Consider the following 11860-nt stretch of genomic DNA (forward strand, 5'->3'; position numbering starts at 1 on the left):
CATGACGACCACCACCACCGACACCCCCGACACCCCCGCCGTCACCACGGCGGAGACCGTCCTCGACGCACGCGGCGTCACGATGCGCTTCGGCGGCCTCACCGCCGTCAAGAACGTCGACCTGACCGTCCGCAGCGGCGAGATCGTCGGACTCATCGGCCCCAACGGCGCCGGCAAGACCACCTTCTTCAACTGCCTCACCGGCCTCTACATCCCCACCGAGGGTGAAGTCCGGTACAAGGGCACGGTCCTGCCCCCCAAGTCGTTCAAGGTCACCGCGGCCGGTGTCGCACGCACCTTCCAGAACATCCGTCTCTTCAACAACATGACGGTCCTGGAGAACGTCCTCGTCGGACGCCACACCCGCACCAAGGTGGGCCTCTGGTCCGCCCTGCTGCGCCTCCCGAGCTTCGGCCGGGAGGAAGCGGCCAGCCGCGACAAGGCGATGGAGCTCCTCACGTTCATCGGCCTGGAGCACAAGGCCGACCACCTCGCGCGGAACCTGCCCTACGGCGAGCAGCGCAAGCTGGAGATCGCCCGCGCGCTCGCCAGCGACCCCGGTCTCATCCTCCTGGACGAGCCCACCGCCGGCATGAACCCGCAGGAGACCCGGACCACCGAGGAACTCATCTTCGCGATCCGGGACATGGGCATCGCCGTCCTCGTCATCGAGCACGACATGCGCTTCATCTTCAACCTCTGCGACCGCGTGGCCTGTCTCGTCCAGGGCGAGAAGCTCATCGAGGGCACCGCCACCGAGGTCCAGAGCGACGAGCGCGTCATCGCCGCCTACCTCGGCGAACCCTTCGAAGGCGCCCCCGGCGCCGAGGAAGTCGCGGAGGTCGAGGCCGCCGAGGCGCACAGCACCACCAGCACGGACGGAGAAGACCGGTGACCGCACTCCTGGAGGTCGAGGACCTCCGCGTCGCCTACGGCAAGATCGAAGCCGTCAAGGGCATCTCGTTCAGCGTCGACGCCGGCCAGATCGTCACCCTCATCGGCACCAACGGCGCGGGCAAGACCACCACCCTGCGCACGCTGTCGGGCCTGATCAAACCGCGCGGCGGCCAGATCAAGTTCCAGGGCAAGTCGCTCAAGAAGATCCCCGCGCACGACATCGTCGCGCTCGGGCTCGCCCACTCCCCCGAGGGGCGGCACATCTTCCCGCGCATGACCATCGAGGACAACCTCCTGCTCGGCGCCTTCCTCCGCAAGGACAAGGAAGGCATCCAGCAGGATGTCCAGCGCGCTTACGACCTCTTCCCCATCCTGGGCGAACGTCGCAAGCAGGCCGCCGGCACCCTCTCGGGCGGCGAGCAGCAGATGCTCGCCATGGGCCGCGCGCTCATGTCCCGCCCGAAGCTGCTCATGCTCGACGAGCCCTCCATGGGCCTCTCCCCGATCATGATGCAGAAGATCATGGCCACCATCGCCGAGCTCAAGTCACAGGGCACCACCATCCTGCTCGTCGAGCAGAACGCCCAGGCGGCGCTCTCCCTCGCCGACAAGGGCCACGTGATGGAGATCGGCAAGGTCGTCCTCTCCGGACCCGGCCGTGAACTGCTCGTCAACGAGGACGTCCGCAAGGCGTACCTCGGCGAGGACTGATCTCCGCACCACACGCGTGAGGCCCGCCACCGGATCCCGGTGGCGGGCCTCACGCGTACCCGGGCCGTCAGCCCTTCGCGGCGTTCTTCTTCTCCTCGGCGTCCTCGATGACCGCCTCGGCGACCTGCTGCATCGACATGCGGCGGTCCATGGAGGTCTTCTGGATCCACCGGAACGCGGCCGGCTCCGTCAGCCCGTACTGGGTCTGCAGGATGCTCTTCGCCCGGTCCACCAGCTTGCGGGTCTCCAGCCGCAGCGAGAGGTCCGCGACCTCCTTCTCCAGCGCCCGCAGCTCCGCGAAGCGCGACACGGCCATCTCGATGGCCGGCACCACGTCGCTCTTGCTGAACGGCTTCACCAGGTACGCCATGGCGCCCGCGTCACGGGCCCGCTCGACCAGGTCGCGCTGCGAGAACGCGGTCAGCATCAGGACCGGGGCGATGGACTCCTCGGCGATCTTCTCGGCCGCGGAGATCCCGTCGAGGACGGGCATCTTCACGTCGAGGATCACCAGGTCGGGGCGGTGCTCGCGGGCCAGATCCACGGCGGTCTGGCCGTCGCCGGCCTCGCCGACGACGGCGTACCCCTCCTCTTCGAGCATCTCCTTGAGGTCGAGACGGATGAGCGCCTCGTCCTCGGCGATGACGACGCGCGTCGTCAGCGGCGGAACGTGCGACTGGTCGGCGTCGGGCGTGGGCGTCGACTCGTGCTCGGCGGTCACGGAGGGCTCCTCGTTGCGGGGCATAACAAGCTCCCCCGAGCCTACCTAGCTGCGGTATCTTTGCGGCACGGAGGGTCTTCTGTATCCTCTGTTTCGAAGGGGCCCCGGTAGCCCAGTGGTAGAGGCGATGGATTCAAAACCCATTCAGCGTCGGTTCGAATCCGACTCGGGGCACTCTCCTTCATTTTGAAGGTCGCGAGCCGATTTGATCGATCTTCACTCGTCACGGTGAACGAACCTTCGAGTCTCGACGAAGCCGACGAAGACGGTCGAAGCTCGCACATGCGGAGCACAACCCTTCGATACGTGAACACGCCCTCGTCTTCCTTCGACGGGGCGAAACCAACCGATCCGTGGCAGAGCGGCTCGGAATTCCCCGCGGCACCGTCGGTTGGTGGCGGCACGAGGACCGTGAACGCCGCGGTGAGACGTACGTTGCCCCGACCGACTGCCCGATCCGTACGGGTCGCCAGTTCGATCTTCCCGCCTATGCCTACCTGCTCGGCCTCTACCTCGGCGACGGCCACATCATCTCCGTGCCGAAGCGGTACGAGTACCCGCGGTACTTCTTCACCAACACCTCGGACGACATCCGGCGTCTGTGTACCGACACGATGACCCGGGTCGGTGTCCGGTGGACGGTCCTGGCCCGGGGCGGTGATCCGTTCAACGTGTCCGTGGCTCGGAAGGAGTCGGTCGCGCTGATGGACGCGCACGTCGGGCCGAAGCACTGGCGATGACCGCGTCGGGCGGGCCCGACGCGGTGCGGTGCGTGCGTGGTGTGGTGCGGTGCGTACGTGGTGCGGTGCGTGCGTGGTGCGGTGGCCTGGTCCGGGGCCGGGTCAGCGGACGGGGTCGCCGATGTGGTGGACGCGGACGAGGTTGGTGGAGCCGGTGACGCCGGGGGGCGAGCCGGCGGTGATGACGACGATGTCGCCGGGAACGCAGCGTCCGATGCGCAGGAGTTCCTCCTCGACCTGGGCGACCATGGCGTCGGTGGAGTCGACGTGGGGGCCGAGGAAGGTCTCGACGCCCCAGGTGAGGTTGAGTTGGGAACGGGTGGCGGAGTCGGGCGTGAAGGCGAGGAGGGGGATGGGCGAGCGGTAGCGGGAGAGCCTGCGGACGGTGTCGCCGCTCTGGGTGAAGGCGACGAGGAACTTGGCGCCGAGGAAGTCGCCCATTTCGGCGGCTGCGCGGGCCACGGCTCCGCCCTGGGTGCGGGGCTTGTTGCGGTCGGTGAGGGGCGGGAGGCCCTTTTCGAGGATGTCCTCTTCGGCGGCTTCGACGATGCGGGCCATGGTGGCGACGGTTTCGATGGGGTACTTGCCCACGCTGGTCTCGCCGGAGAGCATGACCGCGTCGGTGCCGTCGATGACGGCGTTGGCGACGTCGGAGGCCTCGGCGCGGGTGGGGCGGGAGTTCTCGATCATCGAGTCGAGCATCTGGGTGGCGACGATGACGGGCTTGGCGTTGCGCTTGGCTAGCTTGACGGCGCGCTTTTGGACGATGGGGACTTGTTCGAGGGGCATTTCGACGCCGAGGTCGCCGCGGGCGACCATGATGCCGTCGAAGGCGGCGACGATGTCGTCGATGTTCTCGACGGCCTGGGGCTTCTCGATCTTGGCGATGACGGGGAGGCGGCGGCCTTCCTCGTCCATGATGCGGTGGACGTCGTCGATGTCGCGGCCGCTGCGGACGAAGGAGAGGGCGATGACGTCGGCGCCGGTGCGCAGGGCCCAGCGGAGGTCTTCGATGTCCTTCTCGGAGAGGGCGGGGACGGAGACGGCGACGCCGGGGAGGTTGAGTCCCTTGTGGTCGGAGACCATGCCGCCTTCGATGACGAGGGTGCGGACGCGGGGTCCGTCGACGTCGATGACCTGGAGGGTGACGCGTCCGTCGTCGACGAGGATGCGTTCGCCGATGGAGACGTCGGCCGCGAGGCCCTTGTAGGTGGTGCCGCAGGTGTGTCGGTCGCCCTCGTGGTCTTCGACGGTGATGGTGAACTCGTCGCCGCGTTCAAGGAGTACGGGGCCTTCGAGGAAGCGGCCGAGACGGATCTTCGGGCCTTGAAGGTCGGCGAGGACGCCGACGCTGCGGCCGGTCTCGTCGGACGCCTTGCGCACGCGGTGGTAGCGCTCCTCGTGTTCGGCGTAGGTGCCGTGGCTGAGGTTGAGGCGGGCGATGTCCATTCCGACTTCGACCAGGGCTTTGATCTGGTCGTATGAGTCGGTGGCGGGGCCCAGGGTACATACGATTTTTGCTCGACGCATGAGTCGAGCGTATGCCCCTACCAGGCAGTAGGAAATTGGTTCCGGGTGTCCACTCAACAACCTTTGGGCGAAAGCTTGTTGACATTACTTGAATGTGCGTGGGGGCGCTCTGATGAGCACCCCCGAAGCGCCGTTCGAGGGGGTCTGCACGGGGGTCGGGGCGGGTGCCCCTCCCCCGGCGGGTGCGCGTCGTTCAGAGTTGCGGCGGGGTCATGGTGAAGCGGGCGTTGACCTGGGCGTACACGGTCTGGCGCTGGGGTTCGAGGTCCAGCGGCGGGGCGGTGGCGTCCTCGGCGGCGCTGAAGGCCATGGTGCGCATGCCGCCGCCGGCCTGCGGGTAGGGCGAGGCGTTCTCGGCTCCCAGGTCGGCGAGTTCGACGAGGGCGGAGAGGTTGGCGCCGAGGGCCTCGGCGTATTCGCGGGCGCGCTGGACGGCTTCGAGCACGGCTTGGCGGCGGGCCTGGCCGTGGGCGGGCGAGGTGGGGCGCAGGGCCCACCAGGGGCCGTCGACGCTGGTGAGTTCGAGGTCGGCGAGTCGGGTGGTGAGTTCGCCGAGGGTGGTGAAGTCGTTGAGTTCGGCCGTGATGGTGACGCGTCCGTGGTAGGCGCGGATGCGTTCGCCGCGGCCGTGGCGGGTCAGTTCGGGGGTGATGGAGAAGGTGCCGGTTTCGAGTTTCTCGACGGGGTCGCCGTAGCCCTTGATGAGGTCGAGGACGGCGGTGTTGCGGCGGGTGAGGTCTTCGAGTGCGGACCGGCGGTCGGTGCCGCGGGCGCTGACGGTGATGCCGATGCGGGCGATCTCGGGGTCGACTTCGATGCGGGCTTCGCCGCAGACGGCGACGCGGGGCACCTCGGGGGTTCCGTACGGCTGGGGTGTGGCCTCGTGAGTCATGGTTTCACTGTCGCACTGTCGCCCGAAGTGTGGCGGAAGGCCGGGGCCCCTTTCGGCCCCGGCCCGGCAGGATCCGTACAGGGATCAGGGGGCGGTCCATTTCTGGTTGGGGGTTCCGCCGCAGGTCCAGATCTGGAGGCGGGTTCCGTTGGCGGGGTTGTTGCCCGTGACGTCGAGGCACTTGTTCGCCTGCGGGTTGACGATGTCGCGGGCGGCGGGGAGGGCCCAGCGTTGGGCGGGGGTGCCGTTGCAGTCGTAGAGCTGGACGGGGGCGCCGTCGGCGGTGGAGCCGGCGGTCACGTCGAGGCATTTGCCGAGGGCGCGCAGGGTGCCGTCGGCGGCGACGGTCCATTGCTGTGCGGGGGTGCCGTTGCAGTCGTGGAGTTGGACCGGGGTGCCGTTGGCGGGGTTGGCGCCCGCCACGTCGACGCATTTGCCGGCGAGGCCGGTGACGGGGCCGGTGCGGCCGGTTCCGCTGTCGGAGGTGGTGACGCGGACGTGGTCGACGACGAGTTGCTGCGGGAAGGCGGTGCCGGCGTCGGGGTCGCCGGGCCAGTAGCCGCCGACGGCGAGGTTGAGGATGAGGAAGAAGGGCTTGTTGAAGGCCCAGGCGCGGCCGCCGAGGTCGGCGGGGGTGCGGCGTTGGTAGACGGTGCCGTCGACGGACCAGGTGACGGAGTCGGGGGCCCAGTCGACGGCGAAGGTGTGGAAGGCGTCGGCGAAGGCCTGGCCGCCGGGGAGGGTGTAGGCGGCGCCGATGCCGCCGGAGCCGGAGTAGCCGGGTCCATGGAGGGTGCCGTGGATGGTGGAGGGTTCGAAGCCGACGTTCTCCATGACGTCGATCTCGCCGGAGGCGGGCCAGCCGACTTGGCCGATGTCGTTGCCGAGCATCCAGAAGGCGGGCCACATGCCTTGGCCGCGCGGGACCTTGAGTCGGGCTTCGACGTGTCCGTACGTCTGGGTGAAGCGGCCGGCGGTGTTGAGGCGGGCGGAGGTGTACTCGCAGCGTCCGTACCAGCAGGAGTGGTTGGCGGGGTTCTCGCGGCGGGCGGTGATGACGAGGTGGCCTTGGCCGTCGAGGGCGGCGTTGGCGTTGCCGGCGGTGTAGTACTGCCGTTCGTGGTTGTTGACGTTGTCGCCGGTCTCGGTCTGCCATTTGGCCGGGTCGGGGGCGGTTCCGGCGGGACCGTCGAAGGTGTCGGAGAATCCGGCGGCCGCGGCGGTGACCGCGGCGGGTGCGGCGGATGCGGGTGCGGGGGCGGGGGTTTCGCCGGCGGCGGTGGAGGGGGCGGTGACGGCGCTCCAGCACAGGAGGGCGAGGGCGCATAACGCGGTGGCGCGCAGGGATGTGGTGCGTGGGGGCACGGGATCACTTCACTTCTTGTGGGGGCGGTGAGGGGGGACCGACAAGCCATGCGCATGACAACTTCCCACACGGAGGGAGCGTGGGGCGTCCGTGCGCTGCTTAGTTCAAGACTTGATTGAAGTCGCGTGGGCCCGGGTGCGTCAAGACGCGCGCGTCGACCCGGCGGTGCGTCGGTCACCGGATCGCAACCTGGCGGGGGTGTTGCGCATTGTTACCCGTGGGTCAGAATCTACGCGCGTTGTTCACGCCTCAAAAGGGGAGATGGCATGGCGTTCGACCGTAGGACTTTCATCGGCAGCACGGCGGCGACGGGTGCGGCCGTGGCGTTGGCGGGGGCCACGAGCACCCCGGCCGCGGCCGCCCAGCAGGGATCGAAGGGGTCCGGTCCGCGGACCTACTCCTTCACGGTGATGGGTACGACCGACCTGCACGGAAACGTTTTCAACTGGGACTACTTCACGGACAAGGAGTTCGACGACAAGGCGCACAACGACGTCGGTCTGGCGAAGATCTCCACGCTCGTGAACCGGGTGCGGGCGCAGAAGGGTCGGCGCAACACGCTGCTCATCGACGCCGGTGACACGATCCAGGGCACCCAGCTTTCGTACTACTACGCGAAGGTCGACCCGATCACGGCGCGTCGCGGGCCGGTGCACCCGATGGCTCAGGCGATGAACGCGATCGGCTACGACGCGGCGGCGCTGGGCAACCACGAGTTCAACTACGGGATCCCCGTACTGCGCAAGTTCGAGGAGCAGTGCGACTTCCCGCTGTTGGGGGCGAACGCGCTGGACGCGAAGACGCTGCGGCCGGCGTTCCCGCCGTACAGCATCCACCGGTTGCGCACCCCTTGTGGGCGGGACGTGAAGGTGGCGGTGCTGGGGCTGACGAACCCGGGCATCGCGATCTGGGACAAGGCCAACGTGCAGGGGAAGATGACGTTCCCGGGGCTGGAGGAGCAGGCGGCGAAGTACGTGCCGAAGCTGCGGTCGATGGGCGCGGACGTGGTGATCGTGTCGGCGCACTCGGGTTCGAGCGGTACGTCCAGCTACGGGGACCAGTTGCCGCACATCGAGAACGCGGCGGGTCTGGTGGCCGAGCAGGTGCCGGGGATCGACGCGATCCTGGTGGGTCACGCGCACACGGAGATCCCGGAGTACCGGGTGAAGAACAAGGCGACCGGCAAGGACGTGGTGCTGTCGGAGCCGTTGAAGTGGGGGCAGCGGCTGACGCTGTTCGACTTCGAGCTGACGTGGTCGAAGGGCTGCTGGTCGGTGGCGAAGGTGTCGGCGCAGGTGCTGAACTCGAACGAGGTGGCGGAGGACCAGAAGATCGTCCGGCTGCTGTCGGACGAGCACCGCAAGGTCGTCGGCTACGTGAACCAGGTGATCGGGACGTCGACGCAGGCGATGTCCTCGGCGGACGGCCCGGTCAAGGACGTGCCGATCATCGACCTGATCAACCACGTGCAGGCGGAGACGGTGAAGGCCGCGCTCGCGGGCGGCGAGTGGGCGGCGCTGCCGGTGCTGTCGCAGGCCTCGTGCTTCTCGCGGACGGCGGCGATCCCGGCCGGGCAGGTCACGATCAAGGACGCGGCGGGGCTGTACCCGTTCGAGAACACGCTGGAGGCGCGGCTGCTGACGGGCGCGCAGGTGAAGGACTACCTGGAGTACTCGGCGCGGTACTACGTGCAGACGGCTCCGGGGGCGCCGGTGGATCCGGCGAAGCTGACGAACGCGGAGAGCATCCCGGACTACAACTACGACGCGGTGTACGGGCTGACGTACGACGTGGACGTCGCGCAGCCCGTGGGGTCGCGGATCACGGGGCTGTCCTTCCAGGGGAAGGCGGTGGACCCGGCGGCGCGGTTCGTGCTCGCGGTGAACAACTACCGGGCCTCGGGTGGCGGCAACTTCCCGCACGTCCCGCAGGCCAGGCAGTTGTGGGCCAACTCGGACGAGATCCGCAACGTGATCATCCAGTGGGTGAAGGCGAAGGGGACGGTGGACCCGGCGCAGTTCGCCTCGGTGGACTGGCGGCTGACGCGGGCCGGGGTGCCGGTCTTCTAGTCGGGGGTCCGTGAGGGCGTTCTACGGGTGTTCGACCAGTGGGAGCAGTTCGCCCGCGGGATGGGGGCGGGTGTGCTCCCGCTGGTCGAGGCCGAAGGTGGTGAAGGCGGTGCGGGCGGGCTGGGGGTAGGGGTTCTTGCCCGTGAGGGTGTTGAGGATGCCGGCGCTGCGCCAGGCGGCGAGGCCGAGGTCGGGGGCTCCGACGCCGTGGGTGTGGCGTTCGCCGTTCTGGACGAAGACGCTGCCGGTGACGGCGGGGTCGAGGATCATGCGGTGGTGTTCGTCGATGCGGGGGCGGCCGGAGGAGTCCTTGCGCAGGTAGGGGTCGAGTCCTGCGAGGAGGCTGGTGAGGGGTCGTTCGCGGTAGCCGGTGGCGAGGACGACGGCGTCGGTGGTGAGGCGGGAGCGGACGCCTTGTTGGGTGTGTTCGAGGTGGAGTTCCACTTTGGTGGTCGCGACGCGGCCGGCGGTGCGGACGCTGACTCCGGGGGTGAGGACGGCGTCGGGCCAGCCTCCGTGGAGGGTGCGCCGGTACAGCTCTTCGTGGATGGCGGCGATGGTGGCGGCGTCGATGCCCTTGTGGAGTTGCCATTGGGCGGGGACGAGCCGGTCGCGGACCGGTTCGGGCAGGGCGTGGAAGTAGCGGGTGTAGTCGGGGGTGAAGTGTTCCAGGCCGAGCTTGGAGTACTCCATGGGGGCGAAGGCGTCGGTGCGGGCGAGCCAGGTGAGGCCTTCGCGGCCGGCGGGGCGGGCGCGGAGCAGGTCGAGGAAGACCTCGGCGCCGGACTGCCCGGAGCCGATGACGGTGACGTGTGCGGCGGCCAGGACGCGTTCGCGGTTGTCGAGGTACTCGGAGGAGTGGATGACGGGGACGGTGGGGGCCTCGGCGAGGGGGCGCAGGGGTTCGGGTACGTAGGGGGCGGTGCCGATGCCGAGGACGAGGTTGCGGGTGTGGGTGCGACCGAGGGCCTCGGCTTCGCCGTCGGCGTCGAGTTGGGTGAAGTCGACTTCGAAGAGGTCGCGTTCGGGGTTCCAGCGGACGGCGTCGACCTGGTGGCCGAAGTGGAGTCCGGGGAGGCGTTCGGCGACCCAGCGGCAGTAGGCGTCGTATTCGGAGCGCTGGATGTGGAGTTGCTCGGCGAAGTAGAAGGGGAAGAGCCGTTCCTTGTGCTTGAGGTGGTTGAGGAAGCTCCAGGGGCTCGCCGGGTCGGCGAGGGTGACGAGGTCGGCGAGGAACGGGACCTGGAGGGTGGCGCCGTCGATGAGGAGCCCGGGGTGCCAGCGGAAGTCCCTGCGCTGGTCGTAGAAGGCGGTGGCGAGTTCGCCGACGCCTTGTCTGGGGAGGCCGTCGGCCAGGGCGGCGAGGGACAGGTTGAAGGGACCGATGCCGATTCCGACGAGGTCGTGGGGGGTGTCGAGGTGCGCGGTCATCGGTGGGTGCTGCCTTCCAGGAGGGTGACGAGGGTGTCCAGGTCCCCCGCCGTGGTGTGGGGGTTGAGCAGGGTGACCTTGAGCCAGAGGCGGCCGTCGGCGGTGGCGCGGCCGAGTACGGCGGTGCCGTCGAGGAGGAGGGTGCGGCGCAGGCCCGCGAGCTGCTCGTCGTCCATGGGGGTGGGGCGGAAGAGGACGGTGCTGATGGTGGGGTGGGCGTGGAGTTCGAAGCCGGGGTGTGCTTCGAGGAGTTCGGCGAGGTGGTGGGCGGCGGCGCAGGTCCGGTCGATGAGGTCGGCGAGGCCGTCGCGGCCGAGGGAGCGCAGGGTGACGGCGATCTTGAGGATGTCGGGGCGGCGGGTGGTGCGCAGGGAGCGGCCGAGGAGGTCGGGGAGGCCGGCTTCGGTGTCGTCGGTGGCGTTGAGGTAGTCGGCCTGGTGGCCGAGGGGGGCGAGCAGGCGGGTGTCGGGGACGGCGAGGAGGCCTGCGGCTACGGGCTGCCAGCCGAGTTTGTGCAGGTCGAGGGTGATGGACTGGGCGCGGGAGAGCCCGGTGAGTTTGTGCCGGTGGTGGGGGCTCAGCCGGAGGAGGCCTCCGTACGCGGCGTCGACGTGGAGGTCGGCGCCGTGGTGTCGGCAGAGGTCGGCGAGGGGTTCCAGGGGGTCGATGAGTCCCGCGTCGGTGGTGCCGGCGGTGGCGGTGACGAGTACGGGGCCGTCGGCGCTGCTGAGGGCTTCGGCGAGGCGGGTGGGGTCGAGGACGCCGGCGGGGGTGGGGACGGTGACGGTGGGGGGCAGGCCGAGGAGCCAGGCGGAGCGGGGGACGGAGTGGTGGGCGCCCGCTCCGTGGATGACGGTGAGGCGGGGGCCGTGGCGTTCGCGGGCGAGGAGCAGGGCGAGTTGGTTGGCTTCGGTGCCGCCGGTGGTGACGAGGGCGTCGGGGTGGGGGGTGTCGTAGTACTCGGCGGCGAGGGCGCGGGTGAGGAGCGCTTCGAGGGTGGAGGCGGCGGGGGCCTGGTCCCAGGAGTCCATGGAGGGGTTGAGGGCCGCGGCGGCGAGGTCGGCGGCGACCGCGACGGCGAGGGGCGGGCAGTGCAGGTGGGCGGCGCAGAGCGGGTCGGCGGGGTCGGCGGCGCCCGCGGCGAGGGTGTGGACGAGGGTGCGCAGGGCTTCGTGGTCGCCGGCGCCGCGGGTGGGGAGTACGTCGCCCAGTGCGGCGGTGACGCGGGCGGTGACGGCGGCGGGGCCGCCGGCGGGGAGGGGGCCGGCGCGTTCGGCGGCGCCGTCGTGCAGGGCGTCGAGGACGGTGTCGAGGAGGGGCCGCAGGGCGTCGGCGCCGCCGAGGCCTCCGGCGAGCGGGGACGGCGGTGGCGGGGTGCCGGGCGGCGGGGTCATCCGGTGTCCTTAGCGGAGGCGGGCGGGAACGGCCTGGTCGTTCCCGCCCAGCACAACGATCAGACCCGAATGGGGTAACCGCCGGGGTTTGTCCGCCCGTCCGGTCTCG

10 protein-coding genes and 1 tRNA gene are annotated in these 11860 nt (G+C 69.7%); 5 read left to right on the top strand and 6 right to left on the bottom strand.

All coding sequences use genetic code 11. The annotated features are described in order from the left end of the window. Position 1: 1 nt before the first annotated feature. A complete protein-coding gene (locus OHA84_RS10785) occupies positions 2-895 on the top strand; it encodes an ABC transporter ATP-binding protein (RefSeq protein WP_053684895.1) in 894 nt (297 codons plus the stop codon). Further along, complete coding sequence (locus OHA84_RS10790) at positions 892-1608, top strand: ABC transporter ATP-binding protein (protein ID WP_053684897.1); 717 nt, start codon at positions 892-894, stop codon at positions 1606-1608. The genes OHA84_RS10785 and OHA84_RS10790 overlap by 4 nt, the downstream gene beginning before the upstream one ends. Positions 1609-1675: 67 nt before the next feature. Here the strand turns inward: OHA84_RS10790 and OHA84_RS10795 are convergent, their stop codons facing one another. Beyond that, the gene (locus OHA84_RS10795) at positions 1676-2353 is read right to left on the bottom strand and encodes an ANTAR domain-containing response regulator (RefSeq protein WP_053684899.1); all 678 of its coding nucleotides are present in this window, start codon (positions 2351-2353) and stop codon (positions 1676-1678) included. Positions 2354-2430: 77 nt separating this feature from the next. Between OHA84_RS10795 and OHA84_RS10800 the strand changes: the two genes are divergently transcribed. Both OHA84_RS10800 and OHA84_RS10805 read left to right on the top strand, forming a co-directional pair. Continuing rightward, positions 2431-2503: transfer RNA gene (locus tag OHA84_RS10800), tRNA-Leu, on the top strand. A gap of 128 nt (positions 2504-2631) precedes the next feature. Further along, a complete protein-coding gene (locus OHA84_RS10805; protein ID WP_266974106.1) occupies positions 2632-3069 on the top strand; it encodes a hypothetical protein in 438 nt (145 codons plus the stop codon). A 102-nt stretch (positions 3070-3171) separates the two neighbouring features. Here OHA84_RS10805 and pyk read toward each other — a convergent pair whose 3' ends face one another. The 3 genes from pyk to OHA84_RS10820 form a co-directional block, all read right to left on the bottom strand. Beyond that, positions 3172-4599 carry a pyruvate kinase gene (pyk, locus tag OHA84_RS10810; protein ID WP_266946949.1) on the bottom strand — a complete coding sequence of 476 codons (1428 nt, stop codon included), beginning with the start codon at positions 4597-4599 and terminating at the stop codon, positions 3172-3174. A gap of 193 nt (positions 4600-4792) precedes the next feature. Further along, positions 4793-5491, bottom strand: coding sequence for an SIMPL domain-containing protein (locus OHA84_RS10815; protein ID WP_053684903.1), 699 nt, complete (start codon positions 5489-5491; stop codon positions 4793-4795). An 84-nt stretch (positions 5492-5575) separates the two neighbouring features. Further along, positions 5576-6856 (bottom strand): ricin-type beta-trefoil lectin domain protein, encoded by a 1281-nt coding sequence (locus tag OHA84_RS10820; protein WP_371591350.1) that lies wholly within the window; start codon positions 6854-6856, stop codon positions 5576-5578. A 267-nt stretch (positions 6857-7123) separates the two neighbouring features. Between OHA84_RS10820 and OHA84_RS10825 the strand changes: the two genes are divergently transcribed. After that, entirely contained in the window at positions 7124-8926 is a 1803-nt protein-coding gene (locus tag OHA84_RS10825; protein ID WP_266972002.1) for a bifunctional UDP-sugar hydrolase/5'-nucleotidase, read from the top strand. A gap of 21 nt (positions 8927-8947) precedes the next feature. Here the strand turns inward: OHA84_RS10825 and OHA84_RS10830 are convergent, their stop codons facing one another. Further along, a complete protein-coding gene (locus OHA84_RS10830; RefSeq protein WP_053677384.1) occupies positions 8948-10357 on the bottom strand; it encodes a lysine N(6)-hydroxylase/L-ornithine N(5)-oxygenase family protein in 1410 nt (469 codons plus the stop codon). Beyond that, the gene (locus OHA84_RS10835; RefSeq protein ID WP_266972001.1) at positions 10354-11751 is read right to left on the bottom strand and encodes an aminotransferase class V-fold PLP-dependent enzyme; all 1398 of its coding nucleotides are present in this window, start codon (positions 11749-11751) and stop codon (positions 10354-10356) included. Before OHA84_RS10835 ends, OHA84_RS10830 begins: the two co-directional genes overlap by 4 nt. Between the last annotated feature and the right edge of the window lie 109 nt (positions 11752-11860).

The sequence above is a fragment of the Streptomyces sp. NBC_00513 genome (assembly GCF_041431415.1).
In the GTDB taxonomy this organism is placed as follows: domain Bacteria; phylum Actinomycetota; class Actinomycetes; order Streptomycetales; family Streptomycetaceae; genus Streptomyces.